Consider the following 25,401-nt stretch of genomic DNA (forward strand, 5'->3'; position numbering starts at 1 on the left):
ATCACATACCGGATGTATTCATGATTTTTCTCAATCCGCCCTTTTTGCCAGGAAGAGTTCGGATTGCAGTAAAAGATCTTTGTGCGGATCCCACCATTTTTATCACATTCCAACCGTTCTGGAAATTGAAATTCCACACTATTATCGGTCAGGATGACAGGGAACAGTTCCTGAAATACCCCAATTCCGAGTTTTTCTGTCAAATAATCAAAAACTTTTATGACCTGATCCTGAGATTTCTCCTGCAGCACAAAGATAAGCATAAGGGAACAGTTACGGAAAAAGAGGGTAAGGAAGGCCTGGGTACTGTTATCCCGTCCGCCTTCGACCGTATCGAGTTCGACAACAGGAATGTCAGGATTCTTTTGAATGAATTTTTGAAAATCCTCGTAGGTCCGTCCTATACGGAATTCCTTTGCAGCCAGGCTGACCCTTGTACCGGTCTTTCTTGGCTTGCATTTGTAACGTACCTTACGGCGCAGATCGATGTTCTTAGCAGTAAAAACGCCCTGGTCTATATAATTGTAGAGTGTCTTCCTGGAACAGGGAATCTCGTGTCCGTGAAAGGCATAAATGTGTGCCAGTGACTGCCCCTGAGCAAGCAGTGGAGAGATAAGCTTATCAAGCATTGCGATATCTACAGGAGCCTGGTTAATCCCCTGCCTGCATGATACAAGCAGCTCCTGAGAGGATTTATCTGCATTCTGGGCAATGTAGTAGGCTTTGTTCTTATTGCAGGTCCGCTGTCTTGCGCAATGATTACACACAAAAGGGGCTTTGGATATCGATGCACACTGAGGCTCCCGGTATTCAGGACACAGATAACTGCATTTCGAGACCTGCAGCCTAACATCATAGCAGCTCTTACACATCTTCACACAGCCCTTTTCATCACAGAGGAAACGCAGGGTACATTCTTTGAAGAGCGCACATCTGGCCGGTTTCTTCGGGTTTTTCTCACGAGGCTGAAACGTACGGTATTTCTTTACTTCCTTTGCAATGGTGCTGGGATGCTTATCTAGTTTTCTTGCAATGGCAGCAAAGGACAGGTCATCATTCAATCCTTTTTCGATGTAGATGCGCTGGCTTGTAGAAAGGTGTTTGTGATCATATCTTTTTTTCTTAGGCATAAATAATCCTCCTTGGACGGAGGAATCCACTTACCAGGATAATCATACCATGATAAGTGTAACACTAAAATCGTCAATCACGAATTTAATTGGTGAAACACGAATTTAATATTACATTTTACGATATTTCCTGATAAATTTCTTGACAATTTATACAGTCAGTGTTATTCTATCACTATAGAAGGTACAAAAAAATGTACATTAAAACCGAAGGATTCTTGTTGGTTATGGTTAAAGGTTACCAAAGGGGTGGGCTTACAGTATGAAAATGGATGCCAGTCAGGTTTTATATCAAAAAAAAGGTGTTACCATCAGCAAGCTGGCCCTGAACCTGCTCTCCAAGGATGTGGGGGACCGCATTGCGCCCATATCTTACTACCAGGAGGAGTTCCAGGTATCCAGGGGAACCATGCAGAACGCCTTTAATTACCTTAAGGACATTGGGGCGGTGACGCTGGCACACCATGGACATCAGGGAACGTACATAGAAGCATTGGATTATGTGAAGCTTCAGGAGAATTGCCTGCAGCAGGAAATCATGGGCATCATGCCTCTTCCCTATTCCCAGACCTACGAAGGGTTTGCTACGGCCATCTATGAGCAGTTAAAGAAGCTTAAATTCAACATGGCCTATGCAAGGGGGGCTGTGGGAAGGATTCAGCTGGTGGAATCAGGGACCTACCAGTTTGCCATCGTATCCCAGTACGCGGCGGAGCACGCCATTTCCTACGGAAGGAATATTGAATGCCTGATGAACTTTGGGGCGGGCAGCTTCCTGTCCAAGCATATCCTATTGCTTCGGGACCAGAAGGCTGAGGGAATCATGGATGGCATGAAAGTGGCCTATGATGAGGATTCCCTGGACCAGAGCCGTATTACCAGGAACCTGATTAAGAATAGGAAGGTTCATCTTGTGGATATCAGGACCCAACAGACGATTTCATCACTTTTGGACGGGACCATTGACGCAGGTGTGTGGAATTATGATGATATAATTGAGAACCACCGTCTGGATGACCTGAAGATTGTATTCCTGGCAGAGGATCAGTATAGTAACATGTTTTCTACCGCGGTGATGGTGATTAAGAAAGGGAATGAAAATCTGGCAGAACTGCTGATGAAGTATATCAGCGTGGAGGGTACGCTAAAGATTCTTGGAGAGGTAAGGGACGGCATCAGACGGCCGTATTTCTAAAATAACAAAGCGAAAATTATAAAGGGAGCTTTATTGAGGAGTATGAAGAGCGCATTGTCCGCTCTTTCATATATAATTCAAAGTACAAAAAAATGTATATTCAAAAAAGGGGGGAAAGAAATGGATAGGATGGCTGAAGTTAAGGAGAGGCTTAAAATCATGGAGAATGCGGGGATGATTTCCTGTGGGGTGTCCGAATTCTGTATGATGGCGGCGGGATTGATTTTAGCAGAACACGCAGGCGCAGATTCGGATAAACTGAATATGCTGATTACCCATCTGGCATTGGCAGGGGAAAGAATGAAGAAAGGAGATACAGGAGAGATGCAAATCAGCCGGGAGGTTTTGGACACAGTAAAAGAGGAACGGGTTTATCCGCAGGCGTGTGGAGTCAGCCGGAAAATTTTAGAATGTACAACGCTAAAATTCACACAAGCGGAAACCGACTTTTTGACGGTCCATCTGTGTAATATATTAATGTAATTCCATTACGGAGAAAGGGGAAAGTTATGATGTTAAATTATTTATTAGCAGCCGGAATCGGCGCGATGTCATCTATTTTAGCAAATAAGAATGTTGCTGTATACAATGATGGATTCCGGCCTGTATATGCGGAGTATTTTAATGGGAGGATGGATCGGAAATCCCTGGCTGCCACATCCTTTGCCGTGAGTTTTGGATTAATTGTTGGATTTGGTTTTACAAATTCTATTGCTATGGGAATCATCATAATCCATACTTTTTTGCTGATGGGGGATATTATAGGGACATGGTGCCCTGATACACCCAAAGGAACGGTCGTATCAGGAGTAATCGGTGCGGTATGGGGGCTTATGGTAGTTGCCTTTATGTCATCGATTGCAAATTTTTTCTCCATATTACCTGTAAACTTCCTGCCTTATATAGGGAATGTAGCGGATATTGTTGTAGCAACCTTTGCTATTTTTCCGTCCCTTGCCGTGGCATATCAGCATGGAATCAAAAAAGGCGGAATTACTGCGGTTATCACATTAGCAGTCTATGTATTGATTAAAAATTTTGGGGTTTTTAATATTGGGGAGTTCAAGCTTTCTCTTAATGCAGATGGAATGTCCATGCTTGCAGGAAGCATTGTGATGATTATGTTTGCAGTCAGGACAAAACAGGATGCGATTGGAGCTGATTTGACGAATATTTTTACAGATAATGTGAACCGCATTAAGAAAAACTGGATTTACTTTTTAATTATGGGTGGATTGCTTTCAGTTGCATCTTCCCAATGCGTATTGACAACGGATGTAATATCAGGACCTCTCCAGATGAAAGGTGAGTTTGCCCAGGCATCCCTGGTTGCATTCATCCGGGCAATCGGTTATATCCCCCTGGTTTATACAACCGCTATTGTAACAGGCGTATTTTCCCCGGCAGGTGCCTATTTTTCTGTGGCAGCAGGAATGCTTTGCGCGTCTTTCGGTTTCTCCACTCCGGTGACCTGTGCAGCGGCCTTTGTAAGCGGAGCAGCGGTTATTACAATGGAGACATTTTTTCTTGGAAGTATCGGGAATATGTTAGATAAGTTCCCGGCGCTTAGGGAACTGGGAGACCATATCAGGAATGCGATGTCACAAATTCTTGAGGTGGCGCTGCTGGTAGGAGGATTTACGGCTTCGGGGGCAATCATGAACGAAGTGGGGATGTCATATATTGGATCCATGATTGTGATGATTGTATGGATGATGAATAAGTGTGCCAAAAAGCCGTTCCTGATACCAATGGCTGTAGGACCGGTAGTTACAATTGCTATGGGCTTTGTAGCAAATCTGATTAAGGTATTGGGACTTGCGTTAATTTAAGAAAAGTGAGGTATTGTACAATGAAGATTGTTGTAGGTGGAGCATTGAATAAAAAAGAGAATGCTGAGTTAATAGAGAAGTATGGAAACGGTCAGGTGGAAGTGGTTATCATGCAGGACATACAAGCGGCATTGGCGTTAAAAAATGGACAGGCGGATTATTATTTTGGTTCCTGCCAGACAGGGGCCGGAGGGGCGTTGGGGATGGCGATTGCCATGAACGGAATGGATAAATGTATTACGGTTGCCATGGTAGGAAGGGTACTGGATGATGATGAGATTTTAAAATCAATAGAAAACGGAAAGAAGGCATTTGGGTTTGTCCCTGAAGCGGCGGCCAGTGTAATACCTGTAATCATGCGGGGAATCATGGGATGAATGAGATAATAAAACATGCACAGCAAACCTTTCTTGCAATGAAAGATCCATACCATTCAGTAGAGAGAGTATACCCTCAGGCAATCCATGCCCTGGAAAAACATGATGATATCCATTATATCGGTATGAAAAATGCGGTCCAAATCCCCCTGCAGCTCATTCAGCGGCTGAAAGACCATGGATATATACTGCATACGGTGGACCGGTGCAGTATTAATGGAAGGGCAGTTGATATGCAGTTAAGGAATCCCATTACCGGAAGAAGGATGACAGGTTCCAGCAGCGGTACGGCAATCAATGTATTTTTGGGAATCAATGATTTGGGAATCGGAACGGATGGAGGAGGTTCAGTTCTTGCTCCGGCAATGAGTGTACAATGTTACGGATTTATCAGCCCGTTGATGGAACAGGAGCATATGAAACAGTATGGGAAATGTTCCACGGATGGCTTGTGTTTTACGCCGTCTCTGGGATTTATTACCAGGGACTTAGCTGTAATAAAGAAAGCCGCCGGAATCTGCCTTGAATTAAGGGAAAACGATATGCCTGTACATGTAATCTGCCCGAAAGTATGGAAGGAACACCAAAAACTGCCGGAAAAGATTCATAAAAAAACCAAGATAAAGATAGAAACAGTGGATTTTCCTGTTTTTGATAACAGCAGGGAGCCGATGATTGATTTCCTGAAACAGTATCTTCCTGGCTGCGACGTGCTGATTCATTACGAAAAAAAGATTGATGTAAATGGTATAGGAGATAGTATTCTTGGCCATTTTGATGAGGAAACCCAGGAGAATCAGTTAAAAAGCGGCAAATTTTTAATCAGGGTGGCCAATATGGTTGGTGCAACAGCCCTGTGCATTCCAGACAATGCCTTTGCAAGCGGCTATGTGCTGCTGTGTGAGTCAAAAAAAGAGAAGATAGAAAAAATGTTCAGTATTGCAGAGGATTTTCCGAAGGTAGAAGACGAACTGATAGAAAGGTATTTCAGGAACATGGATGCCTATTTTTCCTATGGGGCCTTAGAGGAAGGGCTTCTCGGGGAATAGGTAAAGAATTGTCAAGTATGGACGGGTTGGAGAAAATATGAAACTAGCAGATGGTTATACGCTGATGCATGAGCATGTGACAATTGATCTGTCAGGCGTGAAAAAGGATGAGGACTGCAGGCTTACCTGTTTTGAGGAAACTGTGAAAGAGTTTAAAAGCCTGTACGGATATGGGGTACGGAATATACTGGAAGTGACCAACTTAGGGATGGGCAGGGATGTGGGGTACATCAGGCGGGTGTCTGAGGAGACAGGAATCAACATTCTTGTGTCCACGGGGTTTTACAAGGAGCCGTTCCTGCCGGACTGTGTATACGGGCGGTCTGTGGAGGAACTGGGGTTTATGATGGAACAGGAACTGACACAGGGTATTGACGGCCCATGGGAGTCTGTACCGGGAGACACGGGGATGCGTGCGTCTGTGATTGGGGAATCCGGAACCAGCAACCGGCAGATGACGGATATGGAGCAGAAGGTATTTGACGCCGTGGCCCTGGCCGCTGTAAGGACCGGAGCGCCGGTGACAACCCATACCACGCTGGGAACCATGGGCGCAGAGCAGGCGGATTATCTGATTGGACATGGGGTAAGGCCGGAGGACATCATTATTGGGCACATGGATTTATCCCAGGACGTGGAGGTTATCCTTGATGTCCTGAAGAGGGGCGTCAATGTAGGCTTTGACACAGTGGGAAAACTGAATTACTGCCCGGATATCTTCCGCGCACAGGCCCTGAAGCGGATTGACCAGGAGGGAATGCTTTCCCAGGTGGTGCTTTCCATGGATATTACAAGGAAATCCCACCTGAAGTCCAGGGGAGGGATTGGATATGCTTATATGTTTGAAGTATTCATCCCCCTGCTGCTGGAAGTGGGATTTACACAGGCGAAGATAGACATGCTGCTAAAGGAGAATCCGAAGAGGATCCTTCTGGGCAGACAGTATGATTAGGAGGTTTCAGACATGCAGACATATCCGCTTAACAGCCTGTCCCTTGAGGAGGCAGTAAAGCTTCAGTTTAAAGTGACGGATTGTATTACAAGAGAATTTGAAGGACACGCGTTTTTAAACAGAGGTGACCTTGGCGTGGTGATGGGGCTTAATAAGCCGGTTACGACCAGCAAGGTGGAAAAGGTGATTGCGCGTATTTTTGATACGGAAGCATGTGTCCTGGTCCGGGGTGCCGGAAGCGGCGCCATACGGTTCGGGCTTCACGCCATGCTGGCATGCGGGGATAAGATACTGGTGCACAAAGCGCCGGTTTACAATACCACGGGCACATCCTTTGAGATGTTGGGGCTGATTCCGGTGGAGGCGGATTTTAATGACCTGGCGGACATAGAGGCAGTCCTTCATGCCCATCCTGATATCAAGGGGGCGCTGGTACAGTATACCAGGCAGAAGCTGGATGACCGCTATGATATGCATGAGGTTGTCAGGACCATCAAGCGTACAAGGGATATCCCGGTCCTAACCGATGACAATTATGCGGTAATGAAGGTAAAGGACATCGGAGTGCAGTGCGGCGCGGATCTGTCCTGTTTTTCGGCCTTCAAGCTGTTGGGGCCAGAGGGCATCGGGGTGATTGCGGGCAGGAAGCGCTATATAGACCGTCTCATATCGGAGAGTTATTCCGGAGGGATGCAGACCCAGGGGCATGAGGCCCTGGATGTGCTCCACGGCCTGGTTTATGCGCCCGTATCGCTGGCAATCCAAGCCCAGGTGGGCGAGGAGTGCGTAAAAAGGCTGAAGGCAGGCGAGATTACCCAGGTCAGGGATGCATTTCTGGCAAACGCCCAGTCCAAGGTGCTTCTGGTGGAATTTCAGGAAGACATTGCAGGACAGGTACTGGCGGAGGCGGAGAAACTGGGGGCTGCCCCCAATCCCGTTGGCGCGGAATCAAAATACGAGATGATTCCCATGTTCTACCGGGTCTCCGGCACCTTCCGTAGAGCCGACCCCACCCTGGAACACCGCATGATAAGGATTAACCCCATGCGTGCCGGGGCGGATACAATCTTAAGAATCATAAAGGAATCAGTAGAAAGGGTGAAGTAGATGTTTCTGGACCAGACAATCAGACGGAATCCCCAATTAGTGGAAACCGCGTTCATGCTTCATCAGGAGGGGAAGATACTCCCGGATTCCTATTTGGTGGATGTGGATGTGTTTCTGGAAAATGCCCGCAGGCTCCTTCAAAAGGCAGGGCAGAACCATATCAGGCTGTACTTCATGTTAAAACAGATTGGACGGAACCCATATCTGGCAAAGGCATTGGTGGAAATGGGTTACAGCGGCGCGGTGGTTGTGGATTTCAGGGAAGCCCTTGTGATGATGAAAAACCGGATTCCCATCGGAAATGTGGGACATCTGGTGCAGGCGCCGGGGGCCCTCATTAAGGAACTGGTGGCATATAAACCAGAGGTAATGACCATTTATTCCAGGGAAAAGGCCAGGGAAATCGAGGCAGCGGCAGCCGGTCTTGGATGCAGGCAGGCGGTGATGCTGCGGGTATATGGTGATTTTGACATGATATATTCCGGGCAGACAGCGGGATTCCATTTGGATGAACTGAAGGAGACCGCTATCTGGATTAAGACGGAGTGCCCCCATCTTGAGATAAAGGGCGTGACTTCATTTCCCTGCTATCTCTATGACGGGGAGGCCGGGGACGTGCTGCCCACCAAAAACCTGGAGACGGTAAAATGTGCGGTGGAGATCCTGAAGACCTGCGGCATTGACATAGCGTTAATCAATACCCCGTCAGCCACCTGCTGCAGGACCATTGACAGGATGGCGGAGTTTGGAGGCAACTGCGGGGAGCCGGGACATGGGCTCAGCGGGACAACGCCCATGCATGCGGTATATGAACTGGAGGAAAGGCCGGCCGTGGTATATGTCAGTGAGATTTCCCATAATTTCATGGGCAATGCATATTGCTTTGGAGGCGGTCATTATAGGCGGTCCCATGTTAAGAAGGTGCGGGTGGGCACGTCCCTTGGGCACAGCAGGGAGCTTACGGTGATACCACCCACCGATGAGAGCATTGACTATCATTTTGGAATATCTGAGGAATGCGCGGTGGGGGACACGGCCGTGATGGCGTTCCGGTTCCAGATTTTTGTTACAAGAAGCGATGTGGTCCTGGTAAAGGGAATCCAGGAAGGGTGTCCTGGGATTGTGGGCATTTATGACAGCCAGGGAAGAAAGAAGGATGAATTTTGAAGAGATTTGTTGTAATCGTGTTGGACGGATTTGGGATAGGGGCAATGGACGATGCCGTGACAGCGCGCCCCGGGGACGAGAGGGCCAATACACTGAGAAGCATCCTGGCGCATGATCCTGATATGAAGCTTCCAAACCTGGAGAAGCTGGGGCTGATGAATGCCTACGGCGCTGAAAGCAGCCGGATGAAGATGTCAGGGGATGCCAATTTCGGCCGGTCGGAGCTGATGCATTTTGGAGCCGATACCTTTATGGGGCATCAGGAAATCATGGGTACATTCCCGCGCAAACCCGATGTCCATCCGTTTCAGGAAAAGGTGGACGCGGTGGCGGCCCATCTGAGGGAACATGGGCACAAGGCGGAAATCATTGAGCGGAAGGGTCTGCGCTATGTGCTCTGTGACGATTACGTGACAGTGGCAGACAATCTGGAGGCAGACCTGGGCATGTGCTACAATGTGACGGCTCCCCTGGATTATATTCCATTTGAAAAGGAGTATGGGATTGGGCGGCTGGTACGCCAGGTGGTGACAGTGGGCCGTGTGATTGTGTTTGGCGGGACCGGGAACACCATGGAGGATCTGTGGGCCGCCGAGGAGATAAAGGACAATACCTTTATCGGAATCGCGTCAGCAAAGTCCAAATCATACAGGCAGGGCTACCAGTGCCTTCACCTGGGATACGGGGTTGATGAAAATGTACAGGCCCCAACCATACTTACAGGCGCCGGGATACCCGTGACCCTTATTGGAAAGGTGGCGGACATTGTGGCAAACAACGGCGGGAAAAGCATTTCCTGCGTGCCCACTGCAAAATGCATGGAGCACACCATAAATGAATTCAGGCATATGGAGAAGGGATTCATCTGCACGAATATCCAGGAAACAGACCTGGCCGGGCATTCCCAGTCCCCGGCCGTCTATGAACGGATACTGGAGACAGCGGATAAGGGAATCGGGGAGCTGCTGCCCCTTCTCACCGGTGAGGATGTGCTTCTGGTCATGGCGGACCATGGCAACGATCCTGCAATCGGACACAGCAGGCATACCCGGGAGTGCGTACCTCTTCTTGTATATAAAAAGGGTGTGACCGGGAAGATGCTGGGGACCAGGAAGACCCTTTCTGATGTGGGTGCAAGTGTGTGTGATTCCTTTGGTGTAAAGGCGCCCCAAAATGGCAGTTCGTTTATGGAGTACCTGAAGCAGACTGAATAAAAACTTGCCTTTGATATCTAAATATAGTATACTCTTAACAATGCTTTAACAATTCATGGTAAGGCGGATAAGGTATATTGCAGGATTAGGAGTATAAGTATGGATGAGAAGGCAAGGAAATCATATAACGATGTAGAAGCGGTCGATATACTGCACCAGGTCTCGAACTTTTATATCTCTACAAAAGTGCCTCATGATTATGGAACAGGTGAAGCCTATACTTCGGTAGAGGTACATACGTTAAAGCATATTGCCGACCACCATGGAATTACGGTGACTGAGCTTGCAAGGGATTATGGAAAGACCAAGGGCGCGGTTTCCCAAATCCTGAAAAAGGTAGAAAGCAAAGGATTGGTTTACAGGGAAGTGGATCCTGAGAATGATAACCGCTACCATCTGTTCTTGACCGATAAAGGAAAAGAACTGGATGAAGCCCACCGCAGGTACGATGAGGTAGGGTTTGGCGAGTCAATGGATGTGGTCAGGGAACAGTTCTCCGAGGATGAAATCAATACCACGTTCCGCGTGCTTGAGGCATGGCTGGATATAAGGCGCAAGGTCCAGGATAAGAGGAATGAAAAGAAGAAGGCCAGGAAGAGATAAATAGCAGAAGTATGTGGTAAGAAGCCCATAATAAGAACCCTATAGTAAGAACCCTATAGTAAGAACCCTATGGCACGAATCCCATAGGGATATATGACTGATAAGACGGTTGAGGAGCCGCAGCGGTTGCTGCGGCTCCTTTGCTGCTTTCCGGGCAGGCGGTATAAGGGAGCATTTTATTTTATAAGAATAAAATTAGATATATTGCACAAAATATAGGTATCATATTCGTGCATATTGACAAAGTGTATAAATAATATTGACAATAGATATTAAAAGGTTTAGAATCTAAACAAGAGGTATACATACTAAACTAAAGGTTAAGAATCTAAACAATAAACCTTAGTCCTGTATACCTGTATCATTACACAAACCGGTACTGCAGGCCGGTTTGGGAAAAACTAATCATGAAAGAATTGTGGAATCTGTATTATTTTCCGGAACATAAAAACAGTCCTTCCGCAAGAGACAGGAGAGGTAGAATGAATAATACCATAGCTGTGATATTAACGCTGCTATACATAGTAATAGTTGCAACGCTGGTAATCAAAAAGTATAATTCTGTATTTGTATTCCTGGTATCAGGTATGGCAATCCTGCTGATATCGGCTATCATTGGCGGTCATTCAATCATGGGGGATAAGACTACCGGAAATGCTGTCATAGATGTGTTCGCTTATGCGGCCAATGCATTTAAGTCCAATGCATCCGGCGTTGGACTGACCCTGATGATGGTAACAGGATACGCTGTTTACATGTCCCATATCGGGGCGTCCACAAAGCTGGCATACCTGGCAACCAAGCCATTATCGAAGATTAAGAACCCATATATTGTTTTAAGCATGCTCTTTATCATCGGCACCCTGTTAAAGCTGGTAATCACAAGCCACGCAGGCCTGGCCATGCTTTTAATGGCTATTGCATTCCCCATACTTACCTCGTTGGGAATCAGTAAACTGAGCGCTGCCACGGTCATGATCATGTGTGGCTTTGTCGACTGGGGCCCCAATGATTCAAGCGCGATATTTGCAGCAGAGAATGTGGTTGGAATGCCCATGATGGATTATTTCCTTACCTACCAGGGGAAGACCGCAGCCATACTTATCCTTATCTGTGCCGTATTCCTGCCCATATATCTGAGGCATATGGACAAAAAGGACGTATCAGCCGGAGGGACCGTGGTAAAGGCGCAGATGCCCCAGGATGCCAGCTGCCCCGCGTGCTATGCGATGCTCCCCATCGTACCCCTGGTGCTGATTACCGTGTTCAGCTTCATACCCTCCATCAGCCTGGATGTGGTTACAGCCAACCTGATCGGACTGTTCTTCGTATTCATCCTGGAACTGGTAAGGAGAAGGGACAGGAAAGAAGTGACGGCTGATTTCAGCGTTGTGATGAAAGCAATGGGGAACTCATTTGCCAATGTTGTAAGTATCCTGATCGGCGCGGCGGTTTTCGCGGAAGCCATCAAACTGTTAGGCGGTATCACGATCATATCCAATACCCTGGCAGCTGTTAAGAGCGCTCCTATTATTACCATGGCATTGATGTCCATGATAACATTCTTTGCAGGCATGCTGCTGGGTTCAGGCAATGCGTCCTGGTATGCCTTTGGTCCGCTGGTGCCGGATGTGACGGCCCAGATGGGTGTTTCCACTGCCACCATTGCACTTCCGATGCAGCTGTCATCCGGTATCGGGCGCTGTATGTCACCGGTGGCGGGCGTTGTGATTGCCATCTCAGGCATGGCGGAACTGGATATCATGGACATTGTGAAAAGGTGTTCTGTCCCGGCTGTGGTCATGTTTGTATGTAACCTGATTGTTTCATATGCGATTGTCTAAAATGGACGATAATATGCTATTATTAAATAAGGAAAAGGAGATTTCATCATGAGTAAGATAATATATGATTTTGATAAAGGTGTAGAGAGAAGAGGAACCGATGCAAAGAAGTATGACCCGTCCCTGTGTCCGGAGGATGTACTTCCATTCTGGATTGCGGACACAGATTTCCCAAGCCCGGTTGAAGTGACGGAAGCCTTAAGGGAGCGTGTGGAGGTTAACCACTACGGTTATCCGTATATTGATACTGCTTTTGAGGAAAGCATTGCCAGGTGGTATAAGGTGAGGCATGATACGGACCTGAATCCTGAGTACATAGATTTCTCACCATGTGTGATACCGGCCATGATCTGGTTTACAGAAGAATTTTCCAGCATCGGCGATAAAATCCTCCTTCAGACCCCGGTGTATCCTCCGTTCCATGACCTGGTGAAAAATAACGGACGCCAGCTTGTCTACAATGAAATGGACCTGATTAACGGACGGTATGAAATTAACTTTGAGGACCTGGAAAGAAAATTAGCGGACCCCAAGGTAAAAATCCTTTTTATCTGCAATCCCCAGAACCCAACCGGCAGATGCTTTACCAGGGAGGAACTGGTAAGGATGGGAGAGCTGTGTATCCGCAATCACGTGATGATCGGTGTGGATGAAATCCATGCGGATATCATTTTCGACGGACATGAATTTGTTCCGTTCTGCGGCATCTCAGATGAATTTGCCAACCATTCCGTGACATTCATCAACCCTGCCAAGACCTTCAACGTGGCTGGCTTCCGTACCGCTGCATGGTTTACGCATAATAAAGAAATCTACCGCAGGATGATGAACCAGCAGACTTACAAAAAGGGCATGGGACGCAATATATTTGGAAATGTTGCATTGATGGCATGCTATAACCATGGGGATGACTATGCGGACCAGTGTGTCGCATACTTAAATGAGACGAAGAACCAGGCGGTTGCGTACATCAACAATAACATCCCCAAAATCCATGCAGTTAATCCGGAAGCAACCTTCATGATCTGGATGGACTGCCGCGGCCTTGGCTTCAAAACACAGAAGGAATTAAAAGACTTCATGTTTAAGGATGCCAAGGTACTGTTAAATGACGGAACCACCTTTGGGGAAAAAGAAGGAAGCGGGTTCATGAGGTTTAACTTTGCAGCGCCCAGGGCGGTTGTCATGGAAGGATTAAGAAGGATCAAGGAGGCGGCTGACAGGCTGTAAAGGTGAAAGCAGGTGACATGATGAGAGAGGATTTGTTACAGAAGGTGTCAACCAGGGAAGCCCTTGCAATCCTGACCGATGATTCCGGCAGCATCATATGGGAAACAGACAAAAGCCCGGTGGCAGGCATGTATCATGCATACTATGAGGGCGGTTTGACTGGAACCGGAAATCTGGTCCTCTATGCCAATCAGGCCGGCATTGCCATGGGAATCATGGCGGAGCAGATTCCCATCAGGGAATGCCATGCAGCCAGGGTATCAGAAGGCGGGTTGAGGATATTGAATGAAAGAGGGATTGCTGTTACTTATGAAGAGGTGATCCCCCTTGTGAAATCCTCCAAGGACGATAGTAAAGTCTGCCCGGTTGAACAGTTCCTTTTTGAACACGGAGACAGAAAGGACCAATGGGAGTTTCTTGAGGAACGATATAAATAAAAAGCTGGCGTCAGATGATTCCTAACTACCGGGAACCGTCTGACGCCGCTTTTTATGTTTCACTATCTGCGTTTACACCATGGATGTGCGTACCTGGCTCATCTGACTCATAGAGTCCTGATAGTCCCGTTAATCCCCTTCCAGCACATCCTTTAGTGCGGACAGAAAGGCCAGGTCGTCCCCCTTCACACGTACATTGGATGCAATGGTCTTTCCGGCGCTGTTGGTGACGCTGATTTCAATCAGCGAGCCTTCGTCCAGGAAGCTGTCTTTGGAGGCTGCCTTTACAAAATTCAGCAGCTTTGGGTGGTTGCCCTTAAACTGTTCCCAGGCTGGTCTTAACTGTAGGATAAGCATTGGATTCATATTGGTTCACCTCGTTGTCTGATATTTTTATGTGACATGTTATCATCATATGTTCCGGCACATGTACCCGTACCATGATTCTAGGGTCATGGTATTAATTTACCACAGAGTCCATTTCCATGCAATGGAAATGCTTGTAATGGATGTGGCTAGCGTGGTATGATGTTGGGTACAATGGTGTGGATATTGGGGAATAAGGAAATAATAGGAAGGAAGATATATGAAGCTGATCCATCTGTCTGACCTCCATATCGGGAAACGTGTCAATGAATTTCCCATGCTGGAGGATCAGAAATATATATTGAATGAGATACTGTCCATCATCGGCCAGGAGAAGCCGGAGGCTGTGCTGATTGCAGGCGATGTATACGATAAGCCGGTGCCTCCTGCTGAGGCGGTTCAGGTATTTGATGCATTTCTCACCAGCCTGGCTGACAGCGGCGTGCCTGTGTTTGTAATCAGCGGGAACCACGACAGCCCGGAGCGTCTGGCCTTTGGCGGGAAGCTGATGGTGGGCAGAGGGGTGCATATGGCCCCGGTGTATGACGGCCATGTGGAGCCGGTGGAGCTTAAGGATGCTTACGGCAGTGTATATATCTATATGCTGCCCTTCATAAAGCCGGCCATGGTACGGCGCTGTTTCCCGGATGAGGAAATCCAGGGCTTTGATGATGGGGTGGGCTGTGCCCTGACGCACATGACAGAGGATGGCTTCAGGCCCGGGGAACGCAATATCCTGATGGCCCACCAGTTTGTCATGGGGGCCTCGGCCTGTGACTCCGAGGAACTGTCCATCGGAGGGCTGGAGCAGGTGGGCGCGGACTGGTTCCGGGATTTTGACTATGTGGCCCTGGGGCATATCCATGGACCCCAGAGGATTGGCAGGGATACCCTGCGCTACTGCGGCACCCCGCTTAAGTATTCATTTTCCGAAGCAGCACATAAGAAGTCCGTAACCGTAGTGGAACTTTTGGAAAAGGGAAATGTGACCGTATTCACCAGGCCCCTTAAGCCGCTGCACGATATGCGCAATATAAAAGGAAGCTATGAACAGGTGACGGACCTGGGATTTTACCAGGGGACCGCGGTGGATGACTACCTGCATATCACCCTGACGGATGAAGAGGACATACTGGATGCCATAGGGAAGCTGCGGTCCATCTACCCCAATGTGATGAAGCTGGATTATGACAACCAGCGCACCAGGTCGGGGCAGTCCGTGGATAAGGCGGGGGAGATACGCAAATCGCCCATGGAGCTGTTCGGGGAGTTGTATGAACTTCAGAATAACCAGCCCATGAGTGACCGGCAGAGGGAGTTTTCCTTAAAACTGATGGAAATGATCTGGGAGGATGTACATTGAGACCGACACAATTAACCATATCCGCATTCGGGCCATATGCAGGGGAAATGAAACTGGATATGGATGCCTTAGGGGACCGGGGCCTGTATCTGATTACAGGCGATACAGGCGCGGGAAAGACCACTATATTTGATGCCATTACATTTGCCCTCTATGGAAATGCCAGCGGAGAGGCACGCAGGCCAAAGATGCTGCGGAGCAAATATGCGCCCATGGACGCAAGGACATTTGTGGAAATGTCGTTTGTGTACAATGAGGCAGGATATTGTGTGCGGCGCAATCCTGAATATATGCGGGCAAAGCAGAGGGGAGAAGGGGAGACAAAGGAGAAGCCGGATGCAGAACTGCGCATGCCGGACGGACGCGTGATTACGGGGGACAAGGCCGTGACCCAGGAGATTGAAACCCTGCTGGGGCTGAGCCGTGAACAGTTTTCCCAGATTGCCATGCTGGCACAGGGCAGCTTCTCAAGACTGCTTTCCGGTAAGACGGAGGACCGGGGAACCATATTCCGCGAGATTTTCGGAACCAGGCCCTACCAGCAGTTCCAGGAGAAGTTAAAGGACCAGGCCAAGGCGTTGTATGGGCAGTATGCAGATACCAGGAAGAGCATTGGGCAGTATACGGATGGCGTCATTCCCGGCGAAGAGAGGGCGGACCTGGCAATCCGGTGGAAGGAAGCACAAAAAGGAAGCCTTGAGGTTATGCTGGAGCTGCTGGAACAGATGATTACGGCGGACGTGGAAGAGGAACATGCCGCAGACGGGAGGATGAAGGCCATCCGTGAGGAGATGTCCGCCCTGGGACTGAAGCTTGGAAAGGCGCAGTCAGCGTCAAAGGCGCTAAAGGACATGGAAGCAGCCCGTTTGGTCCTGGACAGGGAGGCTCCCAGGCTGGCGGCTGCACAATGCAATTATAATAAGGAAAAGGAAGGCCAGGCAGAGCGGGATATCCTGATGGTCACCATCACAAAGATGGAAGAGGCCATGAAGTCATACGTACAGTATGACGGCCTGACCGCGGGCCGGGAAGAATGCCTTAAGCGGATTGCCGGGCTAAAGGCCATGGCGCTCCGGACCCAGGAGGAGGAAGCGCGGTGGCGGGAACAGCTTTTAAAGGATGACAATGAACTGGCGGACCTTAAGACGGCCGGGGAGGATTACCAGGCATCCCGGTCAGCCATTGAGAAGCTGGCAGAGTACAGGATAAGGGTGGATTCCCTTGTGAGGGAGCTTTCAGAATACCACAGGGAGCGCAAAAACCTGGAGCAGGCCCAGGAACTCTACCGGGAGGCGGACGGGAAGCGGCGCAGGGCGGACCAGGTATACAGAAGCCTGTACCAGCGTTTCCTGGACAACCAGGCCGGAATCCTGGCAAGGGAACTGGCAGAGGGCGAACCATGCCCGGTGTGCGGTTCCACCGTGCATCCGGCTCCGGCAGGAGCAGGACGGGCAGATGAGATTCGGGCAGACGCAGGACGGGCAGGTGAGATTCGGGCAGACGCAGGACGGGCAGATGAGATTCGGGCAGACGCAGGACGGGCAGATGAGATTCGGGCAGACGCAGGACAGGCAGGTGAGGTCCGGGCAGACGCGGTCTGGGCAGGTGAGGTCCGGGCAGACGCGGTTCCGGGCGGGATGAAGCCCGAAACCATCTTCCAAGGCCCTTATTCTGACGGTGATGTGACAAAGGAACTGGTTGACCAGGCCGCAAAGGATTCTGAAGCCAGGACCAGGGAGGCTTCGGAACTAAGCCTTAAGGCCGGAAGGCTGGCAGGCGGCCTGGAGACGCGTTATACCAGGATGAGGCAGCAGATTGATGCCGAGGTAGGGTCCTGGAAGGAATCGTGGCGGGAACGCCTGAACCAGGCAGAATGCAGGGCGGATGAAGGGGCGGTCAGTAGTCCATCCGGCAATGCTGCCAGCCCTGGGGGCCGGCAGCATTTCCTCAAAGTTTGGGAGGACATGCTGGGAGAACTTAAGGACCAGCTGGCCCGCCAGGAAACGGCTGCGAAAAAGCGGTCCGCGGACTGCCGCGCCCGCCTGAAACATAAGGAAGAACTGGAGAAAGGGCGTGTGGGCCATCAGAAATCCCTGGAGGAAGCAGGGGAGAGGAAGCAGGAGGCCCTGAAACTTCTTATTGAAGCAGAAGAACGGGAAAAAGGCCTGGAACATCAGATAAAGGAACTGGCTGGAAAACTTCCCTTTGAGGACAGGAAACAGGCCCAGGAGGAACTGGCTGGCAAACGGGCGGCTTTTGAGGCCGGGGAAAAGGCCTACAGGGAAGCGGAGAAAGTATATCATGAAGTAAACCAGAAGGTTGCCGATGCCAGGTCGCGCATGGAAGCTCTGAGGGCGCAGCTGGAGGATGCCAGGATAGACGGGGAAGTGACTGCTTTGGGACTGGGCAGGCAGATGGAGGAACTATCCGCTGCCCAGGGCAGGGTAAGGGCTGAACTGGAATCACAGGAACAGACAAAGAGCCGTATCCATCACCGCCTGGAAACCAACCGCACCGCATACGGACGGATATTGAAGCAGAAGGACGCCATGGAGGAAATACAGCAGCAGTGGACCTGGGTCAAATCCCTGTCCGATACTGCTTCGGGCGAAGTGGGCGGAAAGGAAAAAATCACGTTTGAGACATATGTACAGATGGCGTATTTTGAGCGGATCATCGCACGGGCCAATACCAGGTTCATGGTGATGAGCGGGGGCCAGTACGAGCTGAAGCGGTGCACCGAGGAGGATAACCGCGGAAAAAGCGGCCTTGGCCTGAACGTGATTGACCATTACAACGGCACCCAGCGCAGCGTCAAGACATTGTCAGGAGGAGAGTCCTTCCAGGCATCCCTGTCCCTGGCCCTGGGGCTGTCCGATGAAATCCAGTCCGCGGCAGGCGGCATACGCCTGGACACCATGTTCGTGGACGAGGGCTTCGGCTCCCTGGACGAGGATACGCTGAACCTTGCAATGAAGGCATTGGGGGACCTGGCAGAGGGAAGACGGCTGGTGGGAATCATTTCCCATGTAACGGAATTAAAGGAACGGATTGAGCGCCAGATTGTGGTGGTGAAGGAAAAGAGCGGGGGCAGCAGGGCGCGGATACAGGTTTAAGGGCGCGGTGTTCACAGGGGAGATGCATGGAATGGGACAGTCAGATATGTTTATCAGGGAAATAAGGATTGACTGGGATAAGGTGGATGAGGATTCCTATGTCAGGGATATTCCTTCAATCCACGGTATCAGGGATTTGCGGCTTCACAGCAATGTGACCTTTTTCGTGGGGGAAAACGGAACAGGGAAATCCACGCTTTTGGAAGCGGTTGCGGTGGCCTATGGATTTAATCCTGAGGGAGGAAGCAGGAATTTTAACTTTGCCACCAGACAGACACATTCGGAGCTTTACGGCGCCATTACCCTGATTAAAGGGGTACACAGGCCAAGGCATGGTTTTTTCCTGAGGGCGGAGAGCTTTTATAATGTTGCTACCCAGATAGAGGAATACAGGGACGGGGACGACCCTAAGTGGTATTATGAAAGGTACGGAGGACGTTCGCTTCATGAACAGTCCCACGGCGAGAGCTTCCTGGCCCTGATGCAGAATACCTTTGAGGAAAAAGGGATGTATATCCTGGACGAGCCGGAAGCAGCCCTTTCGCCCCAGAGGCAGCTGACCCTGCTGATCCATATCTGCCAGCTGGCGGCAGGCGGGGCGCAGTTCATCATTGCCAGCCATTCACCCATCCTCCTCGGCATACCGGAGGCCCAGATCCTGTCCTTTGACAACGGTAAGCTGGAACCGGTAAGCTATGAGGAGACGGAGAGCTACCAGGTAACGGAAATGTTCATAAACAACAGGGAATACTTTTTGAAACGGCTTTTGGATGAGACAATGGTTTGACAAATCAATACAGGGAGAAACGGACATGAGAAGAAAAGACAGGGAAATCACGGATAGTGACCGGATACAGGAAATCATCGATGCCTGCCAGTGCATGAGGATTGCTTTTGCAGATGGGGCATGTGCATATATCGTGCCTGTGAATTTCGGATATGACAAGGCCGGGAAGGCATTTTACTTTCACGGCGCAGCCCAGGGGCGTAAGATTGATCTGATACGCCAGAATGGATACGCTGGTTTTGAGATGGATACGGACCACCGCCTGGTGACGGCAGATGAGGCATGCGGTTTTTCGTTTGAATACAGCAGCATTGTGGGCAAGGGAAGGATTACCATGGTGGATGACCCGGAGGAGAAACGCCATGGCTTGGACTGCATCATGGAACACATGGCGGGAGGCGGACGGTGGGAATACCCGGACCCCATGCTTAAGCTGACAGCGGTCATACGCCTGGATGTGGAGGAACTCTGCGCCAAGTCCAACAGATAGGGGGAAGACTATGTTAACAGAAGAAATCCTGCAGGCGGCCGCAGAGGAATGGCCTGTATCAGACCGGACATACACGGATGAAACAGCTGACTCCGTCAGTGGGCAGAAGCTGGAATTTGATTCCGTCCATTTCGTAAGATGCAGGTTCACGGACTGTGATTTTACGGGGGCATCCTTCTGCAATGTGGTGTTTGATAAATGTGATTTTTCCAACAGCTCTTTTGTGGACAGCTATTGGAAAAATACAAGGGCAGAGGGCTGCAAAGGGGATGGAAGCCGTTTTTCCAATGCAAGCTTTAAGTGGGTGAAGCTGACGGACAGCCAGTTCCGGTACGCCAATTTTTCCATGGCTTACTGGGAATTCTCAGAGATTACGGGCTGCAGCTTAAGGGAGGCGTTCCTGTCCGAGGTCAGGTTCAAGAAAACCATATGCTCCAGGACGGATTTCACCAGCGTGGATTTTTTCAGGACCATGCTGAGAGGAATGGACTTGTCAGACTGCACCATTGACAATATAATGGTATCAGACCAGTATACGGAGCTTGCAGGTGTGAAGGTGAATCTTTTCCAGGCAGCGGAACTTGCCAAGCTGATGGGGGTTAAGATTGTGTGACATCGTGACAGAATCGGACTGCAGTCCAATATGAACAAAAGGATAAAGGAAGGAGAACAGAATGGTTGAACAGAAAACAATAGAAGGATTCCTGGAGGTCCTGTCATCCAAGGAACCCATACCGGGCGGCGGAGGGGCTTCCGCCCTGGCAGGCGCCCTGGGCAATGCCCTGGGACAGATGGTTGCGAACCTGACCATTGGAAAGAAAAAGTACGCGGGCGTGGAAGAAGAGATAAAGGAACTTCTCGGACGGATGCAGGAACTTCAGGCTGTCTTTGTCACGCTGGCTGACCGGGACGCAGAAGTATTTGCGCCGTTGGCACAGTGCTACGGACTTCCGTCTGCCACGGAGGAAGAAAAGGCCTATAAGGAAACGGTCATGGAAGAGCGTCTTCTGGATGCCAGCCTTGTTCCCCTTGAGATCATGGAACATGCGTCTGCCATGCTGGGTATCCTTGAAATCCTTGGGGACAAGGGCAGCCGCCTTGCGGTCAGCGATGTGGGCGTGGGCGTGCAGTTTATCCGCACCGCGCTTTTAGGAGCGGTCATGAATGTGTATATTAACACCAGATCCATGAAGGACAGGGAGAAGGCGGAGGAACTGAACGCAAGGGCCGGGAAGCTGATTGAAGAGGGGACAGCGTGGGCGGACCGGATTTACGCCAAGGTGCTGGATCAGCTGAGATAGGGGCTGCGCCGGGAGGGATGCATGTCCGGACAGGCCCGGGGCGTGTAAAAGAACATACATTTTCAGAAAGTCAGAAAGGAAGACAGCCATGGAATTACTGAAAGGCGCAGAGGTATCTGCAAAGATAAAGGAACAGGCAGCCAGGATGCTTGAAAAACTGGGGGGAAATGTACCGAAGCTGGCAATCGTCAGGGTGGGGGAACGCCCGGATGACATGTCATATGAGCGGGGGGCCATCAAAAAAATGGAGGGCTTTGGGCTGAGGGTGCAGTCCTATGTATTCCCCGCGGACATAAGCGACCAGGATTTTAAGGAAGCCTTCAGGAACATCAACCAGGATGAGGATGTGACCGGAATCCTTCTGCTGCGCCCCCTTCCAAAACAGATCTGTGAGGCGGATATCGAACGGATGATTGACCCGGCAAAGGATCTGGACGGGATATCGCCGTCCAATATCGCAAAGGTATTTGCAGGGGACGGCACGGGATTTGCCCCATGTACGGCGGAAGCTGTCATCGAGGTCCTGAAGGCCAACGGGATTGCCATAAGCGGAAAACGCGTTACCATTGTGGGACGCAGCATGGTGGTGGGCCGTCCCCTGTCCATGCTGATGCTCAAGGAAAATGCAACCGTCACCATCTGCCATACCAGGACAGCGGACCTGGAGGGCACCTGCCGGTCCGCGGAAATCCTGGTGGCTGCCGCGGGGCGGGCCAAGATGCTGGATAAGAGGTATGTGGGCCAGGGCGCGGTTGTGATTGATGTGGGCATCAATGTGGATGAGAACGGGAAGCTGTGCGGGGATGTGGATATGGACTCCATTTCCGGTGCCGCATCCATGGCAACCCCTGTCCCGGGAGGCGTCGGCGCGGTGACCACGGCGGTCCTGGCCAAGCATCTCCTCTTGGCGGCAGGACAGAAGTCCGGCTGACAGGCGTCCTGCCGGGAACAGACGGTAAGATGACCGTGCAGCCGGGAGCGGCTGGCAATATGCCTAGGCAGCTGGGAGCAGCTGGCAATATGCCCGTGCAGCCGGGAATGGCCGGAAAAACATCGGAAATTATAAAAATAAGGCGGATTCCCGTATTTTCCTCTTGCTAAACTTTAAAAATGCTTTATAATATAAAACGTTAATAATTTTTTTATAGTTATGCATTTTGATGCATAAAAGAAAAGAGGAGAGTAATTATGAAGAAGAAAGTTTTAGCATTGACCATGGCAGCACTTATGGCAGCTTCCCTGACCGCATGCGGAGGCGGTGCAAAAGAGACCACAGCAGCTGATACGACTGCAAATGCTGATGCAGCCGATACAACCGCAGCTGAGAAGACAGAGGAAACAAGCGCAGAGGCAGCTGGGACAGAAGCAGCTGGCGGTGTACTGGTGATGGCAACCAACGCAGAGTTCCCGCCATATGAATTCCATGACGGCGGGGAAATCGTCGGTATCGACGCAGAGATTGCAAAGGCCATTGCTGACGAGCTGGGCATGGAACTGGAGATTGAGGACATTGCATTTGATTCCATCATTCCTGAGATTACTTCCGGCAAGGCTGATATGGGCCTGGCAGGCATGACTGTGACGGAAGACCGTAAGCAGTCCGTGGATTTCACTGATACTTATGCAAAGGCTTCCCAGAAGATCATCGTAAAGGAAGACAGCGCAATCGCTTCCCCGGATGACCTGACAGGCGTTATCGTAGGCGTACAGCAGGGAACCACAGGCGACATCTATGTGTCTGACCTGGAAGCAGACGGCACCACCGTAGAGCGTTACAACAAGGGCTTTGAGGCTGTCCAGGCATTAAGCCAGGGCAAGATTGACGCTGTTGTAATCGACGGCGAGCCGGCCAAGACATTTGTTGCACAGACCGAGGGCCTGAAGATCCTTGAGGAATCCTTCACCGATGAGGAATATGCAATCGCTGTCAAGAAGGGCAACACCGAGCTGCTGGAGAAGATTAACGGCGCATTAAAGACCCTTAAGGATAACGGAACCCTGGATGAGATTGTTGCCAAGTACATCAAGGCGGAATAATCAGCCGGGACTACTGACATAACGACATGAGAGTGCCGGCATTGGCATAATGGGCCGGTATTGGACTGCCGCAGGCTGCGGGAAGGAAACAGGATCTGTTCCGGCAGGCTGCGGCAGTTTTTACGGGTTAACTATAGAATAGAGAGCAGAGGATGATGAGCATGTGGAACACGTTTACAGATGCATTTTACCTGAACTTTGTTTCTGAGAACCGCTGGAAGTATCTGACAGACGGTCTCAAGACAACGTTGATTATTACACTTTTTGCCTGCCTGATGGGAATTGTCCTGGGCTTTATCGTGGGCATGATACGCTCTACCTACGAAAAGACCCACAAGCTGAAGCTGTTAAATGCCATCTGCAAAGTGTACCTGACCGTAATCCGCGGCACACCTGTAATCGTACAGCTGTTAATCATCTATTTCGTGCTCTTTGGCAGTGTCAGGATTGACAAGGTCCTGGTGGCCATCCTGGCCTTTGGCATCAATTCCGGCGCATATGTGGCTGAGATATTCCGAAGCGGCATCATGTCCATTGACGCGGGCCAGATGGAAGCAGGACGGAGCCTTGGGTTTAATTATGCCCAGACCATGTGGTATATCATCATGCCCCAGGCATTTAAGACCGTGCTGCCCACCTTGTGCAACGAGTTCATTTCCCTGTTAAAGGAGACATCCGTGGCCGGATATATCGCAATCCAGGATCTGACCAAGGGCGGCGACATCATCCGAAGCAGGACATACAGCGCGTTCATGCCCTTGATTGCAGTTGCCCTGATTTATCTTATCATTGTCATGATATTTACAAAGCTGATTCAGATTCTGGAGAGGAGGTTAAGGCAGAATGAGCGCTAATATGAATAACGAGCCGTTAATCCGGGTACAGGACCTGGGCAAGAGCTTTGGCAGCATCCATGTATTAAAGGGCATTAATGTAAATATATACAAGGGTGACGTGGTTTTCGTGGTGGGGCCGTCCGGCTCCGGCAAGAGCACCTTCCTGCGATGCCTCAATCTTCTGGAGGAACCCACCCAGGGACATATTTTCTTTGAAGGCACGGATATCACGGACCCCAAGGTCAATATTGACAAGCACCGCCAGAAGATGGGGATGGTGTTCCAGCAGTTCAACCTGTTCCCACATATGGACATCATGAAGAACCTGACCCTCGCCCCCATGAAACTGCAGGGAAAAAGCCAGCAGGAGGCGGAGACAGAAGCCATGCAGCTTCTGGAGCGGGTTGGCCTGGCTGACAGGGCCCATGCATTCCCAAGCCAGCTCTCCGGCGGCCAGAAACAGCGTATTGCCATTGTGCGGGCGCTCTGCATGAAGCCGGATGTGATGCTCTTTGACGAACCCACATCCGCCCTGGACCCCGAGATGGTGGGCGAGGTTTTAAGCGTTATGCGCGACCTTGCCAAGGAAAAGATGACCATGGTGGTGGTTACCCATGAAATGGGCTTTGCCAGGGAGGTTGCCAACCGCGTCATGTTCATGGATGAGGGGTACTTCATGGAGGAAGCCGCTCCCGAGGAGTTCTTTGGGAATCCGAAGAATGAGAGACTGAAATCCTTCCTCAGCAAGGTGCTGTAGGATTACGGTCCAGATTGACAGGTAAAATAGAAAATCCAGGGAATCCCGGACTTTCAACCATACGACCAGTTTATTCTGCTGCAGAATCGGCCGTATGTGTGGGAGGAAAGGGATTTCCTGGATTTTAACTTTTTGGCTCTTTGTCAATAGTTGGGGTGGGATTTGTAAAATCCCGCCCCAATTCTATGAAAAGGGCCCTTTTTATGTTTAG

Annotated in this window: 25 protein-coding genes and 1 pseudogene; 23 read left to right on the plus strand and 3 right to left on the minus strand. The window is 50.1% G+C overall.

Annotated features, from left to right (window positions below):
• Both LK536_RS57920 and LK536_RS57925 read right to left on the minus strand, forming a co-directional pair.
• Positions 1-629 (minus strand): transposase (locus LK536_RS57920; RefSeq protein ID WP_506092276.1); only part of this gene is annotated, 629 nt, incomplete at its 3' end.
• Between the two features lie 363 nt (positions 630-992).
• A pseudogene (locus tag LK536_RS57925) lies at positions 993-1,130 on the minus strand (helix-turn-helix domain-containing protein); the annotation flags it as partial.
• Between the two features lie 262 nt (positions 1,131-1,392).
• Here LK536_RS57925 and yhfZ point away from each other — a divergent pair.
• The 13 genes from yhfZ to LK536_RS57990 all read left to right on the plus strand — a co-directional run bounded on the left by yhfZ (position 1,393) and on the right by LK536_RS57990 (position 14,137).
• A complete protein-coding gene (gene yhfZ, locus LK536_RS57930; protein ID WP_025486179.1) occupies positions 1,393-2,325 on the plus strand; it encodes a GntR family transcriptional regulator YhfZ in 933 nt (310 codons plus the stop codon).
• 42 nt (positions 2,326-2,367) lie between these two features.
• The gene (locus tag LK536_RS57935; protein WP_227797287.1) at positions 2,368-2,808 is read left to right on the plus strand and encodes a PRD domain-containing protein; all 441 of its coding nucleotides are present in this window, start codon (positions 2,368-2,370) and stop codon (positions 2,806-2,808) included.
• Between the two features lie 26 nt (positions 2,809-2,834).
• Complete coding sequence (locus LK536_RS57940) at positions 2,835-4,157, plus strand: YhfT family protein (protein WP_025486183.1); 1,323 nt, start codon at positions 2,835-2,837, stop codon at positions 4,155-4,157.
• A gap of 20 nt (positions 4,158-4,177) precedes the next feature.
• Positions 4,178-4,534 (plus strand): DUF2620 domain-containing protein, encoded by a 357-nt coding sequence (locus LK536_RS57945; protein WP_025486184.1) that lies wholly within the window; start codon positions 4,178-4,180, stop codon positions 4,532-4,534.
• Between the two features lie 125 nt (positions 4,535-4,659).
• A complete protein-coding gene (locus tag LK536_RS57950; RefSeq protein ID WP_506092274.1) occupies positions 4,660-5,583 on the plus strand; it encodes an amidase family protein in 924 nt (307 codons plus the stop codon).
• Positions 5,584-5,620: 37 nt separating this feature from the next.
• A complete protein-coding gene (locus tag LK536_RS57955) occupies positions 5,621-6,535 on the plus strand; it encodes a phosphotriesterase family protein (RefSeq protein ID WP_227797289.1) in 915 nt (304 codons plus the stop codon).
• Positions 6,536-6,547: 12 nt separating this feature from the next.
• The gene (locus LK536_RS57960) at positions 6,548-7,642 is read left to right on the plus strand and encodes an aminotransferase class V-fold PLP-dependent enzyme (protein WP_025486187.1); all 1,095 of its coding nucleotides are present in this window, start codon (positions 6,548-6,550) and stop codon (positions 7,640-7,642) included.
• Complete coding sequence (locus LK536_RS57965) at positions 7,643-8,809, plus strand: YhfX family PLP-dependent enzyme (protein WP_227797290.1); 1,167 nt, start codon at positions 7,643-7,645, stop codon at positions 8,807-8,809. It begins immediately after the preceding gene.
• Positions 8,806-10,023 carry a phosphopentomutase gene (locus LK536_RS57970; RefSeq protein WP_227797291.1) on the plus strand — a complete coding sequence of 406 codons (1,218 nt, stop codon included), beginning with the start codon at positions 8,806-8,808 and terminating at the stop codon, positions 10,021-10,023. Before LK536_RS57965 ends, LK536_RS57970 begins: the two co-directional genes overlap by 4 nt.
• Positions 10,024-10,122: 99 nt before the next feature.
• Positions 10,123-10,626, plus strand: a complete 504-nt coding sequence (locus LK536_RS57975; protein WP_008718788.1) for a MarR family winged helix-turn-helix transcriptional regulator — start codon at positions 10,123-10,125, stop codon at positions 10,624-10,626.
• Positions 10,627-11,108: 482 nt separating this feature from the next.
• Entirely contained in the window at positions 11,109-12,470 is a 1,362-nt protein-coding gene (gene dcuC / locus LK536_RS57980; protein WP_227797292.1) for a C4-dicarboxylate transporter DcuC, read from the plus strand.
• Between the two features lie 48 nt (positions 12,471-12,518).
• Positions 12,519-13,700 carry a MalY/PatB family protein gene (locus LK536_RS57985; protein WP_227797293.1) on the plus strand — a complete coding sequence of 394 codons (1,182 nt, stop codon included), beginning with the start codon at positions 12,519-12,521 and terminating at the stop codon, positions 13,698-13,700.
• A gap of 20 nt (positions 13,701-13,720) precedes the next feature.
• The gene (locus tag LK536_RS57990; RefSeq protein ID WP_025486195.1) at positions 13,721-14,137 is read left to right on the plus strand and encodes a DUF1893 domain-containing protein; all 417 of its coding nucleotides are present in this window, start codon (positions 13,721-13,723) and stop codon (positions 14,135-14,137) included.
• Between the two features lie 129 nt (positions 14,138-14,266).
• Here the strand turns inward: LK536_RS57990 and LK536_RS57995 are convergent, their stop codons facing one another.
• Complete coding sequence (locus LK536_RS57995) at positions 14,267-14,503, minus strand: hypothetical protein (protein ID WP_008718781.1); 237 nt, start codon at positions 14,501-14,503, stop codon at positions 14,267-14,269.
• A 220-nt stretch (positions 14,504-14,723) separates the two neighbouring features.
• On the opposite strand from LK536_RS57995, the gene LK536_RS58000 reads away from it, so the two are divergent.
• From LK536_RS58000 to LK536_RS58045, 10 genes are all read left to right on the plus strand, one after another.
• A complete protein-coding gene (locus tag LK536_RS58000) occupies positions 14,724-15,866 on the plus strand; it encodes an exonuclease SbcCD subunit D (protein ID WP_227797295.1) in 1,143 nt (380 codons plus the stop codon).
• The gene (locus LK536_RS58005; protein WP_506092275.1) at positions 15,863-18,982 is read left to right on the plus strand and encodes an AAA family ATPase; all 3,120 of its coding nucleotides are present in this window, start codon (positions 15,863-15,865) and stop codon (positions 18,980-18,982) included. The genes LK536_RS58000 and LK536_RS58005 overlap by 4 nt, the downstream gene beginning before the upstream one ends.
• A 31-nt stretch (positions 18,983-19,013) precedes the next feature.
• Positions 19,014-19,769: an AAA family ATPase gene (locus LK536_RS58010; protein WP_227797297.1), complete on the plus strand. Its 756-nt coding sequence runs from the start codon at positions 19,014-19,016 to the stop codon at positions 19,767-19,769.
• A gap of 25 nt (positions 19,770-19,794) precedes the next feature.
• Entirely contained in the window at positions 19,795-20,259 is a 465-nt protein-coding gene (locus LK536_RS58015) for a pyridoxamine 5'-phosphate oxidase family protein (protein WP_025486200.1), read from the plus strand.
• 10 nt (positions 20,260-20,269) lie between these two features.
• Positions 20,270-20,872 carry a pentapeptide repeat-containing protein gene (locus LK536_RS58020; protein ID WP_227797298.1) on the plus strand — a complete coding sequence of 201 codons (603 nt, stop codon included), beginning with the start codon at positions 20,270-20,272 and terminating at the stop codon, positions 20,870-20,872.
• Positions 20,873-20,933: 61 nt separating this feature from the next.
• On the plus strand, positions 20,934-21,560 hold the full coding sequence (locus tag LK536_RS58025) for a cyclodeaminase/cyclohydrolase family protein (RefSeq protein ID WP_227797299.1): 627 nt from the start codon (positions 20,934-20,936) through the stop codon (positions 21,558-21,560).
• Between the two features lie 88 nt (positions 21,561-21,648).
• Positions 21,649-22,491, plus strand: a complete 843-nt coding sequence (locus LK536_RS58030) for a bifunctional 5,10-methylenetetrahydrofolate dehydrogenase/5,10-methenyltetrahydrofolate cyclohydrolase (protein WP_008718769.1) — start codon at positions 21,649-21,651, stop codon at positions 22,489-22,491.
• A 257-nt stretch (positions 22,492-22,748) separates the two neighbouring features.
• Positions 22,749-23,597: a basic amino acid ABC transporter substrate-binding protein gene (locus LK536_RS58035; RefSeq protein ID WP_008718767.1), complete on the plus strand. Its 849-nt coding sequence runs from the start codon at positions 22,749-22,751 to the stop codon at positions 23,595-23,597.
• Between the two features lie 161 nt (positions 23,598-23,758).
• Complete coding sequence (locus tag LK536_RS58040) at positions 23,759-24,451, plus strand: amino acid ABC transporter permease (RefSeq protein WP_008718765.1); 693 nt, start codon at positions 23,759-23,761, stop codon at positions 24,449-24,451.
• Positions 24,441-25,190 (plus strand): amino acid ABC transporter ATP-binding protein, encoded by a 750-nt coding sequence (locus LK536_RS58045; protein WP_008718763.1) that lies wholly within the window; start codon positions 24,441-24,443, stop codon positions 25,188-25,190. The genes LK536_RS58040 and LK536_RS58045 overlap by 11 nt, the downstream gene beginning before the upstream one ends.
• Positions 25,191-25,401: the final 211 nt, after the last annotated feature.

Origin of the sequence: Clostridium pacaense (genome assembly GCF_020709765.2) — a bacterium.
In the GTDB taxonomy this organism is placed as follows: domain Bacteria; phylum Bacillota; class Clostridia; order Lachnospirales; family Lachnospiraceae; genus Enterocloster; species Enterocloster hominis.